14 protein-coding genes are annotated in these 16,682 nt (G+C 46.1%); all 14 read left to right on the forward strand.

The window, feature by feature from the left end; genetic code table 11:
• Nucleotides 1-140: 140 nt before the first annotated feature.
• The 14 genes from B050_RS0119055 to ftsA all read left to right on the forward strand — a co-directional run bounded on the left by B050_RS0119055 (nt 141) and on the right by ftsA (nt 16,674).
• Complete coding sequence (locus B050_RS0119055) at nt 141-1,061, forward strand: lipid A deacylase LpxR family protein (RefSeq protein ID WP_018475561.1); 921 nt, start codon at nt 141-143, stop codon at nt 1,059-1,061.
• 83 nt (nt 1,062-1,144) lie between these two features.
• Nucleotides 1,145-2,119: a polyprenyl synthetase family protein gene (locus tag B050_RS0119060; RefSeq protein ID WP_018475562.1), complete on the forward strand. Its 975-nt coding sequence runs from the start codon at nt 1,145-1,147 to the stop codon at nt 2,117-2,119.
• 899 nt (nt 2,120-3,018) lie between these two features.
• Nucleotides 3,019-3,468 (forward strand): division/cell wall cluster transcriptional repressor MraZ, encoded by a 450-nt coding sequence (gene mraZ / locus B050_RS0119070; RefSeq protein ID WP_018475564.1) that lies wholly within the window; start codon nt 3,019-3,021, stop codon nt 3,466-3,468.
• Nucleotides 3,469-4,377 carry a 16S rRNA (cytosine(1402)-N(4))-methyltransferase RsmH gene (gene rsmH / locus B050_RS0119075; protein ID WP_018475565.1) on the forward strand — a complete coding sequence of 303 codons (909 nt, stop codon included), beginning with the start codon at nt 3,469-3,471 and terminating at the stop codon, nt 4,375-4,377.
• 2 nt (nt 4,378-4,379) lie between these two features.
• On the forward strand, nt 4,380-4,775 hold the full coding sequence (locus B050_RS0119080) for an FtsL-like putative cell division protein (RefSeq protein ID WP_018475566.1): 396 nt from the start codon (nt 4,380-4,382) through the stop codon (nt 4,773-4,775).
• On the forward strand, nt 4,775-6,889 hold the full coding sequence (locus tag B050_RS0119085; protein ID WP_018475567.1) for a penicillin-binding protein: 2,115 nt from the start codon (nt 4,775-4,777) through the stop codon (nt 6,887-6,889). The genes B050_RS0119080 and B050_RS0119085 overlap by 1 nt, the downstream gene beginning before the upstream one ends.
• Entirely contained in the window at nt 6,889-8,355 is a 1,467-nt protein-coding gene (locus B050_RS0119090; RefSeq protein WP_018475568.1) for a UDP-N-acetylmuramoyl-L-alanyl-D-glutamate--2,6-diaminopimelate ligase, read from the forward strand. Before B050_RS0119085 ends, B050_RS0119090 begins: the two co-directional genes overlap by 1 nt.
• Nucleotides 8,355-9,566, forward strand: coding sequence for a phospho-N-acetylmuramoyl-pentapeptide-transferase (gene mraY, locus B050_RS0119095; protein ID WP_018475569.1), 1,212 nt, complete (start codon nt 8,355-8,357; stop codon nt 9,564-9,566). The genes B050_RS0119090 and mraY overlap by 1 nt, the downstream gene beginning before the upstream one ends.
• Before the next feature lie 2 nt (nt 9,567-9,568).
• Nucleotides 9,569-10,912, forward strand: a complete 1,344-nt coding sequence (murD, locus tag B050_RS0119100; RefSeq protein ID WP_018475570.1) for a UDP-N-acetylmuramoyl-L-alanine--D-glutamate ligase — start codon at nt 9,569-9,571, stop codon at nt 10,910-10,912.
• A 3-nt stretch (nt 10,913-10,915) separates the two neighbouring features.
• Nucleotides 10,916-12,085 (forward strand): FtsW/RodA/SpoVE family cell cycle protein, encoded by a 1,170-nt coding sequence (locus tag B050_RS0119105; protein WP_018475571.1) that lies wholly within the window; start codon nt 10,916-10,918, stop codon nt 12,083-12,085.
• A 35-nt stretch (nt 12,086-12,120) separates the two neighbouring features.
• A complete protein-coding gene (murG, locus tag B050_RS0119110; protein WP_018475572.1) occupies nt 12,121-13,203 on the forward strand; it encodes an undecaprenyldiphospho-muramoylpentapeptide beta-N-acetylglucosaminyltransferase in 1,083 nt (360 codons plus the stop codon).
• Nucleotides 13,200-14,597: a UDP-N-acetylmuramate--L-alanine ligase gene (gene murC, locus B050_RS0119115; RefSeq protein WP_018475573.1), complete on the forward strand. Its 1,398-nt coding sequence runs from the start codon at nt 13,200-13,202 to the stop codon at nt 14,595-14,597. The genes murG and murC overlap by 4 nt, the downstream gene beginning before the upstream one ends.
• Nucleotides 14,594-15,352 carry a cell division protein FtsQ/DivIB gene (locus B050_RS0119120; protein ID WP_018475574.1) on the forward strand — a complete coding sequence of 253 codons (759 nt, stop codon included), beginning with the start codon at nt 14,594-14,596 and terminating at the stop codon, nt 15,350-15,352. Before murC ends, B050_RS0119120 begins: the two co-directional genes overlap by 4 nt.
• A gap of 11 nt (nt 15,353-15,363) precedes the next feature.
• The gene (ftsA, locus tag B050_RS0119125) at nt 15,364-16,674 is read left to right on the forward strand and encodes a cell division protein FtsA (protein WP_018475575.1); all 1,311 of its coding nucleotides are present in this window, start codon (nt 15,364-15,366) and stop codon (nt 16,672-16,674) included.
• Nucleotides 16,675-16,682 lie beyond the last annotated feature (8 nt).

Below are 16,682 nucleotides of genomic sequence, written 5' to 3' on the forward strand. Positions count from 1 at the left end.
ATAGTGAAAAATTAAAGCATTAAAACCCGCTAGTTTCAATTCACCAATGATTGTCATTTTCTAACAATTGTATAGGTATGAGTCCTAATTAATTATTTTTTAATAATTTACACTTTATTAGGTATATCGGCATATCGGAATTGGAGAAAATCAAAAAAATCTTATTATTATTCTGTTTTATAGGGATTGCAGGGTCTGTAGCGAAGGCGCAATCCACAAAAACCACCGTCACTCATCATCAGTTGTCCTTTCAGGTGGACAATGATGCCTTGGCTTTTACGCACTTTGACCGGTATTATACCAATGGACTTTTCTTAGGCTATGCCTATTCCAGGGATGATCAAAATCGCATCAAGCTGACCCTTGCGCAGCAGATCTTCACCCCGGAGCGCTATACCTCAGACGATATCCAAACCTATGATCGGCCTTATGCAGGCGTGCTGTATGGGAAGTTTGACTACCAGCGTCTTTCCGCCCGTGGCTGGTGGCAGGGAGGCTTGCTACTTGGCAAAATAGGCCCAGGCTCAAAAGCCGAGGATTTGCAGGTTTGGTATCACCAGCTATTTGGCTTTCCTCAGCCTAGAGGTTGGCAATATCAAATTGAGAATAGTGCCCTGATGAATGTGGATGTCCAAGCGGGATGGAATGCGGTAAAGGGACGCCGCGTCGATTTCTGGCTGTTTTCACGCGCCTCGGTAGGCAATTTTGATCGAAGTATAAGCCTCTCGCCAGCGCTTCGATTTGGGAGCTACTTGCCGGGCAGCCAGGGGATGATTAGTGGAAATAGACTCGGGTCCTCGACCAAAAGGGAAATCTATGGGCAGCTGGGAGCGGAATATAAAAGGGTGTTCTGGAATGCTACCCTGCAAGGAACCGGCAAGGGTGATTATAATAATCCCAATCTAATGGTCCCTGTGGCACTGCGCCAAGAGTATTATGCCGAATTTGTGTACTCCGTACAAAGAATAGGCATAAAATACCGATTCAGCTATCGCACTAGGGAGACGCAGCAAGCAGAAGGCCAATTACTGGGAAGGCTATCCTTTGGCTATGCATTTTAGATTTAATGCCCATTGGTGAATAAAATATGCCTCTATTTTGTCAATGCCTTATTTGATCGTATTATTGCAATTCTAATTTAGTGATGAAGGCAGACCTCAAACAAATACAAGCACCCATAGCAACAGAAATGGCCGACTTCGAAAAGAAGTTTCGTTCTTTTATGAAGAGCAATGTCAAGCTGTTGGATCATATCACAAACTATATTGTGAAGAGAAAAGGGAAGCAGATGCGGCCCATGTTTGTGTTTTTGACTGCTGGTGTGACTGGAGGGATTAGCGAATCCACCTATAGAGGTGCCGCCACTATCGAGCTGCTTCATACGGCCACTCTGGTGCATGATGATGTCGTGGATGATGCCAATTATAGAAGAGGCTTCTTCTCTGTGAATGCCCTATGGAAAAATAAAATTGCTGTGTTGGTAGGTGATTTTTTGCTGTCCAGAGGATTGCTGATCAGCGTGGATCATGGAGAGTTTGAGCTGCTGAAATATATCTCTACAGCCATCCGTGAGATGAGTGAAGGCGAGCTGCTGCAAATCGCCAAAGCACGGAATCTTGATATTACGGAGGAGGTCTATTATACGATTATCCGCCAAAAAACCGCCAGCCTTATAGCGGCTTGTTGCGCGATCGGGGCGGTGTCCTCCGGGGCCGATGAAGATACGGTGGAGCAGATGAAGACCTTCGGCGAAAAAGTCGGTATGGCCTTTCAGATTAAGGACGATCTGTTCGATTATGGGGAAGAAGAAGTCGGCAAGCCAGTGGGGATAGATATTAAGGAGAAAAAAATGACCTTGCCACTTATTTATGCCTTGAATAATGCCTCTTGGGCTGATAAGAAAAAGATCATCTTCCTCATCAGAAATAGAAGTGAAAATAAAAAGTCTGTCAATCAGGTAATTGATTTTGTGAAGAAATCCGGGGGATTGGAATATGCGCAAACGGTGATGACCAGATATTTCCAGGAAGCTATTGATATCTTGGCCGCACAGCCTGACTCAGATTATAAGGTTTCTTTAGAAAACCTCGTTCGCTATACGATTGAGCGAAAGAAATAATTTTTTGAGCCTTTAATTAGGTATGAATCCCGCCTGTATTTCTTATCTGTATAAGATTCTTTTTGGCGAAGCCATTAATCTTTTTATCCAAAAAAAAGACCTGGGGTCTGACCTATCCTGAAATCCCTGTTTCGATTCGTTTTTAATTTCTGTTGGGTATATAGGCCAGTGGAAGAGGAGGATTTTCAGAAACAATTTAAAATCAGTAAATCAAAGGAACTTCTTAGCCACCGATCCTGCAAGGCATAATCCCGTGCAGTGTCCTTTTGTTCTTTATAGACCTGCTGGTAGAGGCTTCCTGAAACCCACTTTGATTAGTTAGGACTAATTTGATTTTTCTATTTTTGGGAAAATCTACCACTTTGGTTCCAGCCAACAAGTTTGGCAGGGAGGAAGTGCCGGGTTTCGCCTAGGTTTTGCAGCGCAGATTTTAGCGAATGCGGTTTTCACAGAACCATGTCTTTGCAAGGCTCAAATTAATATAGAAGTGAATGGGTGGAAGGCTTGGTGAAAGTGTTGTGAAATGGCGGAAAGGGGCGGTTGCTTGTTAAATTTTACCATAATTAGGGATAGAATGAATAGGTTTTGGGGTAGAATTGGGATTTTCTCCCACAAAATGGGCGAAAACTTTATAAAAAAATATTTGAGGGGCTTACATTTGTTAGAAAATCGCTTTTAATGGCAAATTAAGGTGGGTTTTATAATGGATAAACGGGGTATTTTTTGCTAATAAGTGGGTGATAATCAGCTGTTAGCTATGGTATTTTTTAGAGAAAATATTTGTAAAATTCTAACTTTTGGATACATTTATAAAGAAGTGGGAAAAAGTGGGGAAAGGTGGTGGATTGTGTGATTCCTTTTATTACTTTTGTATTTGAACAAGACTCGGTAGTACCAATATGGGTAAATTCTCCAGCGAATATTATTGCAAGCTAGACGCCAAAGGCCGTCTGACATTGCCAGCCAAGCTAAAGGCTGCGATGCCGGAATCTTTTGGTAGCGAGCTGGTTATGCGCCGGGGTTTCGATCCGTGCTTGGTATTATATCCCTATAATGAGTATAGGAAATTAGACAATAAGGTATCAGGATTGGACGACTTTGACCCGAAGCAGCGGAATTTTAAGCGCAGCTTTTATCGTGGCAATACTGAGGTAGAATTGGATGCTGCAGGCCGATTTTTGATTCCAAAGCCCTTATTGGGTTTTGCGGGGATAGAGCGAGAGGTGATCGTGGTAGGCATGGGGAATACCATGGAGGTATGGGACCCAGCGAGGTACAATGATTTCCTGATCAATGATCCTGAGGAATTTGCTGGCCAAGCGAGAGAATATTTGTCAGATTCGAAATAAATGAGCGAGAGAGAATATCATATTCCGGTCATGCTAAAGGAGTGCATGGATGGACTTGCTATCCAGAAGGGTGGGGTTTATGTGGACCTTACCTTTGGTGGTGGCGGTCATGCCAGAGAGATTCTAAGCAGGCTAGGGCCCGAGGGGCAATTATACGGTTTTGATCAGGATGAGGATGCGCTGGCGAATATTCCTGCGGATGAGCGGTTTACCTTCGTACAGGCAAACTTCCGAGACTTGAAGCGATATATGAGGCTGTATGGTATCTCCCAAGTGGATGGTATTTTGGCCGATCTTGGGATTTCATCCCACCAGATAGATGAACCCAATCGTGGCTTCAGCACTCGCTTTGATGGTGGGCTGGACATGCGGATGAACCAGACGGGAGAGCTTACCGCAGCTAAGGTGCTTAATACTTATGAGGAGACGGATCTTCATAAGATTTTTGGCATTTATGGCGAGGTGAGAAATGCCAAAACACTTGCTCAGGCGGTGATGGCGGAAAGAGCTGCCAGACCTATACAGAGCACAGAGCAGTTTAAGGACTTGCTAAAAAAACTAGCCCCGAGAGGGAGAGAATTTAAGTATTACGCACAGGTGTTTCAAGCCTTGCGTATTGAGGTGAATGATGAGATGAAGGCCTTGGAGGAGATGCTGCTGCAGACTGTGGAGATGCTGAAACCCGAAGGACGACTGGTGGTGATGAGTTATCATTCATTAGAAGATAGATTGGTGAAGAATTTTATTGCTAAGGGGAAATTTCAAGGCGAGGTGGAGAAGGATTTTTACGGAAACCTTATTCGTCCATTGGAGCCAGTGTCCCGCAAGGCCATACAGGCCAGTGCCGAGGAAGTAGCGATAAATAACCGAGCCAGGAGTGCCAAATTAAGAATAGCTAAAAAGGCATAAGCATGGAAGGGAATACTTTTAAGAAAAAACTGAAAAGGTCCTCCAACGAAAATCGCTCACAGAGCTCAGAGCCAAATCGCAATAATGTATTTGCGATCATCGACTCCAAGCTCAAGATGAGTCAGTTGTTGGGAGATGGTATTCCTGTGCGCTTGGTGCCTCCCTTTCTATATGCGGCGCTATTGGCATTGATCTATATCTGGAGTAACCATAAGGCCGAGGGGACGATCAGAGAGATAGAGAAGCTGCAGCAGGAAGTGGAAGACCTTCGTGCCGATGTGACCACTTTGGAGGCTGAGTATATGTTTAGCAGTAAGCAGTCCGAGGTGGCTAAGAAAATAAAGGCCTTAGGGATATATGAAATTGAAGAACCGCCATATAAGATAGTAGAAGAATAATGAATATAAAGAAATCCATATTGCTGAGAGTAAGGCTGGCATTTTTGGCAGTGGTACTTTTTGCAGGGGCTATTTTGTACAGAATAGCCCATGTTCAGTTTGTGGATGGAGATAAGTGGCGCCAAAAAGCGGAGGATATTAACCTTCAATACCGAAAGGTAAGTGCCACCCGTGGAAATATATACAGTGATGATGGAAGTCTCCTGGCGACCAGCTTACCCTTTTATAGAGTGGCGCTGGATCCGGGCATAGTGGATGAGGATGAATACCGTGCGGGGATAGATTCCTTAGCCATGAACCTATCCGCCTTCTATAAGGACCGATCCTCCACAGCCTATCGAAGGATGATCAATGACGCCCGTCTCGAAGGAAAGCGTTATCTGGTGATCAATAGGAGACAGATCGGATACCAGGAGAAGCAGCGCATGTCCGAGTGGCCGATCTTCCGAAAAGGAAGAATGGGCGGCGGAGTAATCTTCGAAAAAGTAGAGAAACGATACAATCCCTTCAAGAACCTGGCGGGAAGAACCGTGGGTTTCCTCAATGAGGATCGCTATGGGGCTGGCCTTGAGTATAGCTTCAATGGATACTTGGAAGGGAAAAATGGCGAGGCCTTATTTCAGAAAATTGCCGGGGGCACGTGGAAGCCCGTTCATGATGCGGAAGATATAAGACCTGAGGATGGTTTTGATATTGTGACCACCATCGATATCAATATTCAGGATGTAGCAGAATCGGCATTATTGCGCCAGCTAATCAATAAAGACGCTGAATATGGCTCCGTGGTGGTGATGGAAGTGAAGACCGGCCATATCAAGGCAATAGCAAACCTGGAGAAGAAAGATAATGGCTACGGCTATGGAGAATATTATAATTATGCGATAGGGGAACAAGGGCTTACTGAGCCAGGATCCACCTTTAAGCTTTTGTCCATGTTGGCCTTACTGGAGGAGGGAAAAGTAAACCTCAACGATACGGTGGACACCGGAGATGGAAATTATAAGTTCTATAACCAAACCATGCGAGACTCCAAATATGGAGGCTATGGCAAGCTCTCAGTACGAGAGGTATTCGAGAAATCCTCCAACGTGGGGGTTTCTAAATTGGTGGATGAGCACTTCGGAGTAGATCCATCTAAGTACCTCGCCTATATAGAGCAGGCGGGTCTGGATAAGCCTTTTGGCTTTCAGCTAAAAGGTGAAGGTGTACCTTATTTCAAAAGCCCCACTGATAAGAAAAACTGGTATGGAACCACCTTGCCATGGATGTCTATCGGCTATGAAGTGAAGCTGACCCCTATGCATACTTTGGCACTCTATAATGCAGTGGCCAATGGTGGCAGGATGGTGAAGCCGATGATCGTGGAGCGCATCCAGCGAGGAAATAGCAAAGAAGAAGAATACGATACTGAGGTGATCCGAAAGAGCATCGCTTCGGATGATACGATAGAAAAGCTTCAAGGCCTGCTGCAAGGAGTCGTGGAGCGGGGGACCGCCAGGAATATTAGTGGTGGAGCCTATAAGATAGCAGGAAAGACGGGTACTGCCCAGAAGCTGGTGAACGGACGGTACACCAAGCGATACTATACTTCTTTTGCAGGGTACTTCCCTGCGGATAATCCGAAATATAGTATGATCATCGTGATTGACAGCCCTAAGGGTTTTAATGTGTATGGAGGCGATGTCTCTGCGCCGGTATTTAAGGAAATAGCCGATAAGATATACGCTCAGGATCTGAACCTGAACAAACCTCTCCCTCAGCCCAAGCCGAAGAGAGATAAGAGCGGCACCTTGGTATTCCCTTATATCCAGGCGGGAAATGTGGAAGAGCTTCAGATGATCTGTAATAAGTTTGGGCTTAGTAACCACTATGCTGGAGAAGAAGAGTGGGTGAAGTCTGCGGTGGTAAACCGGTCCATCGCTTGGCAGCCCAATAAAGTGGAGGCGCCAGTGGTGCCGGATGTAGCGGGTCTGACCTTGAGGGATGCTTTATATATACTAGAAAACAAAGGCCTGTCGGTGAACTATACCGGTAAGGGACGTGTAAAATACCAATCCTTGAGAGCAGGAACTAATGTTCCTAAAGGAGGCAGAATAATGATTGAATTGAGCTAATGAAGACACTAAAAGACATATTGTACAAAGTATCCTTGACCTCGACCACCGGTAATATGGACGTGGAGGTGAAGGATATTGTCTTTGATAGCCGGAAAGTATCTCCGGGAGTGGTCTTCGTGGCTGTACCAGGAACCCGCGTGGATGGACATAAGTTCGTGGACCAGGCCATAGCGGATGGTGCCAAGGCCGTGGTATGCGAGAAACTTCCTGCTAGCCTGCAGGAGGGGATCACCTATGTGGAGGTGGTCAATGCTGCCAATGCTATGGGGATCATGGCATCGAACTATTACGATAATCCTTCCAGGAAACTAAAAGTGGTGGCCGTCACGGGCACCAATGGAAAGACCACCTGTGTCACCTTGATGCAGCGCCTTTTCATGGCCATGGGCTATGATACGGGCATGCTGAGCACGGTTGAGAATAAGATAAATGACGAGGTAATCCCTTCCACCCATACCACTCCAGACAGTGTAGCTATCAATAAGCTGATGGATGATATGGTGAGACAAGGCTGTACACATTGCTTCATGGAGGCGAGTTCTCATGCAATAGTACAAGAGCGAATGGCAGGCATAGTATTGGCCGGTGCTGTATTTACCAATATTAGCCATGATCACCTCGATTATCATGGCACCTTCGATGAGTATATTAAGGCTAAAAAGAAGCTGTTTGACGGCTTGCCTTCCACGGCTTTTGCCTTGGTGAATGCGGATGATAAGCGAGGGATGGTGATGCTGCAAAACACCTCTGCCTCTAAGCATACCTATGGCTTAAAATACCCGACCGACTTCAAAGCCAAGGTATTTAGCAATACCCTTCAGGGATTGGAGCTGGAGATCAATGGTCGTCCGGCTTGGTTCCGCTTGATTGGGGAATTCAATGCTTATAATCTCACGGCAGTATTGGGAGCGGCTTGCCTGCTCGAGGAGGATGAGGATGAGGTACTGATGCAGCTTTCTGGCCTCAAAGGAGCCCAGGGGCGATTTGAGCAGGTGGTTTATAATGAAATCACCTCCATTGTGGATTACGCGCATACGCCTGATGCCTTGGAGAATGTCCTTAAGACGATCCAGGGAGTGCGTACAGGAGTGGAGAAGGTGATCACAGTGGTGGGCTGTGGAGGTAATCGTGATGCTGCCAAGAGACCCTTGATGGCGAAGATCGCCGCAGAAATGAGCGATAAGGTGATCCTTACCTCTGACAATCCACGGGATGAGGATCCCCTGGAAATACTAAAGCAAATGGAAGCCGGGGTAAACCCTGTTGCCTATAAAAAGACCATGACGATCGCCGATAGAAAAGAAGCGATAAAGGTGGCCTGCATGTCTGCCAACAAAGGGGATATTATCCTTATTGCCGGCAAAGGACATGAAAATTACCAGGAAATCAAGGGGGAGAAATTCCCATTTGATGACCTTAAAATTGTAACTGATTTAATGAAATTGATTCATACTGAAAAGTAATGCTTTACCATCTTTTTGACTATATCGACAACGCATTTGACTTCCCCGGAGCTGGGGTGTTCAGGTACATCTCCTTCCGGGCAGGAATGGCAGCGATGGTATCCTTGATCATCACCATTTCCTTTGGGAAAGCCATGATCAACTGGATTCAGCGGAAGCAGATTGGCGAGACGGTTCGTGACCTAGGCTTGGAAGGTCAGAATGAAAAGAAAGGCACTCCGACCATGGGTGGCCTGATGATGATTGCTGCCATTATTTTCCCTACCCTATTATTTGCGGATATCTATAATGTGTACATCATCCTGCTGCTGGTATCAGTGGTATGGCTTGGCGGCATTGGCTTTTTGGATGATTATATCAAGGTATTCAGAAAAAATAAGGAAGGCCTGGCGGGCAAGTTTAAGATAATTGGTCAGGTGGGAATTGGAATCATCGTAGGGGCGACTCTATTCTTTCATGATGATGTGGTGGTAAGAGAATTCCAGAATCCTGTTTCCATTGAGGAAGGCTTGGTGGAGACCCCAGCATTCAAGGATGTCAAGGATATGAAGACCACCATTCCGTTCATGAAGAATAATGAGCTGAATTATGAGAATTTCTTAGGCTTCTTAGGGGAAGACTTCACTCCGTACTTATATATTCTGCTGGTGATATTTATCATCACCGCAGTATCCAACGGCGCCAATATTACGGATGGTATTGATGGATTGGCGGCAGGGACCTCGGCCATTATAGGCTTGGCCATTGCCATATTTGCCTATATCAGTGGCAACGCTATTTTCTCCCAATACCTTAATATCATGTTTATCCCTAACTCTGGGGAACTGGTAATCTTCTGTGCAGCCTTCCTGGGGGCTTGTGTGGGCTTTTTATGGTATAATTCCTACCCTGCTCAGGTGTTTATGGGCGATACAGGAAGTCTTATGCTGGGAGGAGTGATTGCCGTATTATGCTTGACTTTGCGAAAGGAATTATTGATTCCGGTGCTTTGTGGAATATTTGTTATAGAGAATGTATCTGTGATTTTGCAGGTCAGTTATTTCAAATATACCAGGAAGAAATATGGAGAGGGTAGGCGGATTTTCCGAATGTCCCCTTTACATCATCATTACCAAAAGGGGGGAATTCCAGAGTCTAAGATCGTCACGCGATTTTGGATTGTAGGGATACTTTTGGCCATTATCACACTTGCCACCCTAAAACTCCGATAAGCATGAGCAAAATAGCAGTTTTAGGAGCTGGAGAAAGTGGGTTGGGAGCGGCCCTTTTGGCGCATAAGCAGGGAATGCAGGTTTTTGTGTCTGACGGAGGAGCGATCCATCCGGATCGCAAGACGATGCTGAGCTCCGCGGGAATCGAATTTGAAGAAAATGGTCATACCGAATCCAGGTTAATCAATGTGGATACGCTGATCAAAAGCCCGGGAATCCCCTATAGCCAAGCCGTGGTGGCCAAAGCAATAGCCAATGGAGTGGAGGTAATTGACGAGCTGGAATTTGCTTCTCGGTATTCCTCAGGGAAGGTCATAGCGATCTCTGGCACCAATGGCAAAACCACCACCACCTTATTGACTTACCATTTGCTAAGGAAGGCGGGTATCGATGTAGGCCTGGCGGGAAATATTGGTCAATCCTGGGCCGGGCAGCTAGTGGACGGTGATCATGACTGGTGGGTTCTGGAGGTTAGCAGCTTTCAGATTGATGGGTTTATTAGCCTCAAGCCGGATGTCGCTATTCTTACCAATATTACCCCTGACCACCTGGACAGGTATGAGTATAAGATGGAAAAGTATATCGAGTCAAAGCTTGGCTTGATCAAAAATATGACTGCGAATGATCATTTCGTGTATTTCGCAGAAGATAAATATACCCTACAGGGCTTGTCAAATGCCTCTTCTGTAAATCCAGCGAGGTATCCTGTAGCCCTGAACACTAAGGAAGCCTATGCTGGCGTGGAGACTGAGGGCCATTTAGAATGGCGGGTGGACCAGCGGCAGTTCAGCGTGGCGCAGAGCCAGATAGCACTTAAGGGCAAGCATAATATGCTGAATGCCTTATGTGCAGGAATGGCTGCCTTGATCGCCGGAGTGGACCAGAAATCTCTGGCTCATGGCTTGGAGACTTTTGTGAATGCGCCGCATCGGATGGAGGCAGCAGGCGAGGTGTCGGGAGTACGTTTTGTGAATGACAGCAAGGGAACCAATGTGGATGCCACTGCTTATGCACTGGCGGCATATAAGGAACCCTTGATATGGATAGCAGGAGGAGTGGACAAGGGAAATGATTATGCTGTACTCATGCAGGATATCAAGGATCATGTAAAGATGCTCATCTGCCTTGGGAAGGACAATGCAAAATTGCTGAAGGCATTTGATGGAGAAATCCCTTTAATTAAAGAAACCCAGTCAGTGGCGGAAGCAGTGAGCTGGGGGCTAGAATATGGTAAGGCAGGCGACGTAGTTTTATTGTCTCCTGCATGTGCAAGTTTCGACTTGTTTAAGAATTATGAGGATCGAGGAGATCAGTTTAAGAAGGCAGTGAAGAATTTGGAGGCTTAGCAAATGAATAAGGTAAAAGCTTGGATAGACGATAACTTAAAAGGCGATCCCATCATCTGGGGGATAGTGTTATTGCTATCTGTGATAAGTATTCTGGTGGTTTATTCTGCCACAGGATCCTTGGCTTATCGCCGTATGGGAGGCAATACCGAGGCGTATTTGATTAAGCATAGCTCCTTAGTTTTATTGAGTTTGGTGGTGATGTGGGCCGCGCATCGCTTGCCTTATAAGTATTACGCTAAGCTGAGCCTTATGGCCTTATGGGTGTCTGTGCCGCTATTGGCCTTCACTTATATGTTTGGCTCCAATCTCAATGATGCTAACAGATGGCTTACCATCCCGATAATCAATCAGGCTTTCCAGCCTTCGGATTTGGCTAAGCTGGCGCTGATCGCGGCAGTGGCGGGGATGCTGGGTAAGCGGCAGAAGAATATTCAGGATTTTAAGCGCACTTTCATCCCTGTGATGATTTGGATCGGCTTGATTTGCTTATTAATTGGCCTTGCCAATATGTCCACAGCAGTGATGTTATTATCCACCTGCCTGCTGTTGATGTTTATCGGTAGAGTACCAGTGAAGTTCCTTATTGCTGTATGTCTGATTGGTTTTCTGGCATTGACTTCAGCCATTTTCCTTGGACAGCGTGGTGGGACTTTCTTCTCCAGGATAGAGAATTTTATGTCTGACGAAGAGGTGCCTTACCAAGCGCAGCAATCCTATATGGCCATAGCCACGGGTGGCATAGCAGGCAAGGGACCGGGAAATAGTGAGCAGAGAAACTCTCTTCCTCACCCTTATTCGGATTTTATCTATGCCATCATCATTGAGGAATATGGCATGATAGGAGGAGGGGTGGTGTTATTTCTCTATTTGGCTTTGCTGTACCGAGGGATGAGAGTGGTGGCGATTAGCAATCGACCCTTTGGAGGGCTGCTGTCGGCGGGACTGAGTTTTGCGCTGGTCATCCAGGCCATGGTCAATATGGCTGTGGCGGTAGGTTTAGGGCCGATTACAGGTCAGCCATTGCCGCTGTTGAGTATGGGGGGGACCTCCTTATTGTTCACCGGAATCTCCTTAGGGATTATTTTGAGTGTAAGCCGTGGAGACCACGAAGATGGATTTGCCACGGATGGCAATGGAATTAGAAAGAATGCCATGCAGATGGCGCAATAGATATAATTATCAAAAAGAAAGAAACATATCGAATCATGATAAGCGGTGGTGGCACCGGAGGGCATATCTATCCCGCCATTGCCATTGCCAATGCCTGGAATGAAAAATATCCGGACAGTGAGATTCTATTTGTGGGTGCTGAGGGAAAGATGGAAATGCAGAAGGTGCCTGAAGCGGGATATTCCATAGAGGGGCTTCCGGTCGCTGGACTTCAGCGAAGGTTGACCTTGGAGAATCTTAGCTTCCCTTTTAAGCTTTGGGATAGCATAAATAAAGCCTCCAAGCTGATCAAAAACTTCAAGCCACATGCCGTGGTGGGAGTTGGGGGTTATGCGAGCGGACCCTTATTATATGTTGCTCAGCGAAAAGGTATCCCTACGCTGGTGCAGGAGCAGAACTCCTTCGCTGGACTTACCAATAAGCTATTGGCGAAGAAGGCCAGTGCGTTTTGTGTGGCTTATCCGGGCATGGAGAAGTTCTTTCCTGCTGGCAAAATTCACTTCACTGGTAATCCCGTGAGGAAGGATATTTTGGCAATTGCGGATAAGAAGGAATTGGCTCTTAAGGCTTTTGGTTTGGCGGCGGACAAGCCGGTGATTTTGGTGCTGGGAGGAAGTTTAGGTGCACGGACCATCAATAATGCGCTGCTGGCTTCCATGGCTCACTTCGAGCAGCAGGGCTATCAGGCTTTATGGCAGACGGGGAAGTTTTATTATGAGGAAATGTCAGAGAAGGTGGCCCAGGCCAAAATGAATGATATCAAGCCAGTGGAATTTATCCGCGAAATGGATTTGGCCTATGCCGCCGCGGATATTGTCATCTCCAGAGCAGGCGCCTTGTCTGTGTCGGAGCTCAGTTTGGTAGGGAAGCCAGTGATTTTCATCCCATCGCCAAATGTGGCAGAGGATCACCAGACCAAGAATGCAATGGCCCTTGTGGATCAAGAGGCCGCCGTGATCTTACCGGATCATGAGGCAGTAGAGAAGTTGTCCGCAAAAGTGGATGAGCTAATGAATAATACCAGCTTACAGGATAAGCTGAGTCAAAATATTAAAAAAATGGGCAAGCCAAATGCTGCCTTGGATATTATAAAAGAGCTGGAAGCATTAATCAAATGAACTGGGAAAAACTACATAGCGTGTACTTTCTGGGAATCGGAGGAATCGGCATGAGTGCCATTGCCCGGTACTTCAATCATATTGGTTTACCAGTATATGGGTATGACAAGACTCCTTCGCCGCTTACCAGGACGCTGGAGGAAGAGGGCATGATCATCACCTATGATGATGTGCTGGAAGCCATCCCTGAGCAGATCCAGGCGGACCCGTCTAAGGTGCTGATCGTATGGACTCCCGCCATTCCCAAAGACAGTGTCTTATTAAACTTCTTTGTGGACAAGGGCTATAATCTGAAAAAGCGATCTGAGGTGCTCGGGATGATCACACATTCTATGAATACCGTGGGGGTGGCAGGAACGCATGGGAAGACCACCACCTCATCGATGGTCGCTCACCTGCTCAAAGATGCTGGTAAGAATATCGCAGCCTTCCTGGGGGGGCTTACCCAAAACTATAATAGTAATCTGATTCTACATGATGAGGAAAGTGAGGAACAGGTGACCGTCGTGGTAGAGGCGGATGAATTTGATAGGTCTTTCTTAAGATTATTCCCAAATGTGGCTGTGGTCACTAGCGTGGATGCAGATCACCTGGATATATATGGTGACGCTCAGGAGCTTACCGATAGTTTCAATAAGTATATTGATTTGCTTCCTGAGGACGGCTTATTATTTATCCAAAAAAATGCCCTTAAAAACCTCAATAGGAATGATTTTGGTAACAGAAGGGTCCTTGAGTATGGACTGGGAGAGGGAGATATAAGAGCGGAGAATATTCATGCCGGACCTGTATCATTCACTTTCGATTATATCTCTGAGGGAGTGACCATTAAGGGGCTGGTACTGAATGTTCCTGGTTTTCACAATGTAGAAAATGCGCTAGCCGCAATATCAATAGCCTTGGAGTATGGAGTAAATGCCGAGCAGATCCGTGAGGGCCTGAAAAGCTTCCGAGGAGTCAAAAGACGGTTTGAGATTAAGCAACAGGATGATAAGGGTGTATATATAGATGATTATGCCCATCATCCGGAAGAGATAAAGGCCTTTTTGGGTTCTGTAAAAGCCATGTACCCGGATCAGAAGTTGACGGCTATTTTCCAGCCACATCTCTTTACTAGAACACGGGATTTTGCCCCAGAATTTTCGGAGGCATTGTCGCTGGCTGATGACCTACTGCTATTGCCTATTTACCCGGCACGGGAACTGCCTATAGCAGGGGTGAATGCAGAGATGCTGTTGGGGGCTATTAGTAGTCCCACCAAGCAGCTAGTGAATAAGGAAGAGCTACTGAGCATCCTCCAGGAGCGAAAACCTCAGGTGCTCGTGACATTGGGCGCAGGAGACATCGACCGCCTAGTGGATCCGATCAACCAACTAATGAAGGACTGGAAATGAGAGGCTGGAATATAAAACAATCGGTGATCTATACTGCGGTGCTTTTGGTACTTGCTGTATTCATCGGTTTTGTGGAGAAGAAGGGTGCAGAGAGAAGATATCATGGCCTCAATGTAAAGGTGCATGGTATCAGCGATGTGTACTTTGTGGAGGAAGAGGAGATTAGTCAGATGTTAATGCAGGCTTTTCCTGGATTATCCGAAGGAGAGCAGCTCGATAATATCCCCCTAAGAAAGTTAGAGGAGAAGGTGGAAAGCCACCCATTTGTGAAGAATGCAGAGGTTTATAAAGACCTAAAAGGAGATGTGACGGTAACGATCGATCAGTATCGCCCGATAGCCCGGATCACTCGGGCCTTAGCGGCTGATGGCTATATTTCCTCAGAAGGTTTGGTGCTGCCGACCTCGCCGCACTATACTTCTCGGGTTTTGATCATCGAGGGGGCCAAGGCGGACGAATTACTGGCGGCCAGGGATTTGAATTTGGACTATCAGAATTTATTGGACTTGGTTTATTTTATAGACCAGCATGAATTCTGGAAGGCGCAGATATCCTCCATCGAGGTGGGGCGAAAAGGTGATATCAAGCTTTACCAGCAGGTGGGGAGACAGGTCATTGAGTTTGGGCAAGCGGTGGATATTGAAGAGAAATTTAATAGAATAAGTCTTTTTTATGAGAAGATCATACCCCAAAAAGGCTGGGATGCCTACAGTAAGGTAAACGTGAAATTTAAGGATCAAATCATTTGTGAATAATTGATATAGCTATGGAAACTGAAAAATTAGTCGTCGGATTGGATATTGGGACCACAAAAATTTGTGCGATCATCGGCCGCAAAAATGAATTTGGGAAGCTGGAAGTGCTCGGAATGGGCAAGGCAGTTTCTGATGGAGTTATCCGGGGGATAGTAACCAATATTGACAAGACGGTCAATGCGATTCAGAAGGCGGTAAATGAAGCAGCCGATATGGCAGAGGTGGATATCCGCGAGGTGATCGTAGGTATAGCTGGTCAGCATATCCGAAGCTCAGTTCACCATGGTGTCATCATCCGTAATACCAAGGATGATGAAATTACCATAGAGGACGTTCGTCGTCTTTCCAATGATATGGAAAATATCGTGGTTCCTCCAGGCAATACTATTATTCACGTGATGCCCCAAGACTATACCGTGGACTATGAAGACGGTATCAAAGATCCTGTTGGGATGTCAGGAGCCCGACTAGAGGCAGATTTCCATATCATCACTGCTCAGACCACAGCTATCAATAATATCAACCGATGTGTAAAACGTGCCGAACTTCAGTCTCAGGATCTTATCCTTGAGCCACTGGCTAGCTCGCTTTCCGTATTGAGTGATTTGGACAAAGAAGCAGGGGTATGCCTTGTGGATATTGGTGGTGGCACCACTGATATCGCCATATTTTATGATAATATCATCAGACATACCGCAGTGATTCCTTTTGGTGGGAATATCATCACCTCGGATATCAAAGAAGGATGCATGGTGATGCAGAATCAGGCAGAGCTCTTGAAAACCAAATTTGGTAGGGCCATTTCTGAAGATGCCAACCCGAATGAGATCGTCTCTATCCCGGGGCTGAGAAACCGTCCTCCAAAGGAAATATCAATTAAGAACCTAGCTCATGTGATTGAGGCTAGAATGGAAGAGATCATTGAAATGGTGCAGTCGGAGATTGTCGCCAGTGGATTATATAAGAAGTTAGCCGGAGGCATTGTCCTCACCGGCGGAGGTTCCCAGTTACAGGGAGTAGGTCAATTATTTGAATATATGACCGGGCTGGATACTCGTATTGGCTATCCAAATGAGCACCTGGGCAAGTCAAAAATTGAGGAAGTCAAAAGTCCAATGTTTGCCACTACCGTTGGTTTGGTACTGGCAGGATTTAAGGCCTTGGATGATAGAGAAGATTTTTACCGTCAGCGTCAGGTCCAGGCTCCAAATACCCGGCAGGATAAGAAAGTTGAAATGCCAGGGAAGGATATCTTTGGAAGCATCAGACGCAGATTAAAGGATTTTATAACAGATGATATCGGGGACGAAGGGAATTATTAATCTCCTTG

It is taken from the genome of Echinicola pacifica DSM 19836 (genome assembly GCF_000373245.1).
GTDB classification, from domain to species: Bacteria; Bacteroidota; Bacteroidia; order Cytophagales; family Cyclobacteriaceae; genus Echinicola; species Echinicola pacifica.

Excerpts from the sequence above, each read along its gene's own strand:
- B050_RS0119120 (WP_018475574.1), top strand. The coding sequence starts at position 14,594 with ATGAGAGGCTGGAATATAAAACAATCGGTGATCTATACTGCGGTGCTT.
- murG (WP_018475572.1), top strand. The coding sequence starts at position 12,121 with ATGATAAGCGGTGGTGGCACCGGAGGGCATATCTATCCCGCCATTGCC.
- B050_RS0119105 (WP_018475571.1), top strand. The coding sequence starts at position 10,916 with ATGAATAAGGTAAAAGCTTGGATAGACGATAACTTAAAAGGCGATCCC.
- ftsA (WP_018475575.1), top strand. The coding sequence starts at position 15,364 with ATGGAAACTGAAAAATTAGTCGTCGGATTGGATATTGGGACCACAAAA.
- B050_RS0119085 (WP_018475567.1), top strand. The coding sequence starts at position 4,775 with ATGAATATAAAGAAATCCATATTGCTGAGAGTAAGGCTGGCATTTTTG.
- rsmH (WP_018475565.1), top strand. The coding sequence starts at position 3,469 with ATGAGCGAGAGAGAATATCATATTCCGGTCATGCTAAAGGAGTGCATG.
- murD (WP_018475570.1), top strand. The coding sequence starts at position 9,569 with ATGAGCAAAATAGCAGTTTTAGGAGCTGGAGAAAGTGGGTTGGGAGCG.
- B050_RS0119060 (WP_018475562.1), top strand. The coding sequence starts at position 1,145 with ATGAAGGCAGACCTCAAACAAATACAAGCACCCATAGCAACAGAAATG.
- murC (WP_018475573.1), top strand. The coding sequence starts at position 13,200 with ATGAACTGGGAAAAACTACATAGCGTGTACTTTCTGGGAATCGGAGGA.
- mraY (WP_018475569.1), top strand. The coding sequence starts at position 8,355 with ATGCTTTACCATCTTTTTGACTATATCGACAACGCATTTGACTTCCCC.
- mraZ (WP_018475564.1), top strand. The coding sequence starts at position 3,019 with ATGGGTAAATTCTCCAGCGAATATTATTGCAAGCTAGACGCCAAAGGC.
- B050_RS0119080 (WP_018475566.1), top strand. The coding sequence starts at position 4,380 with ATGGAAGGGAATACTTTTAAGAAAAAACTGAAAAGGTCCTCCAACGAA.
- B050_RS0119090 (WP_018475568.1), top strand. The coding sequence starts at position 6,889 with ATGAAGACACTAAAAGACATATTGTACAAAGTATCCTTGACCTCGACC.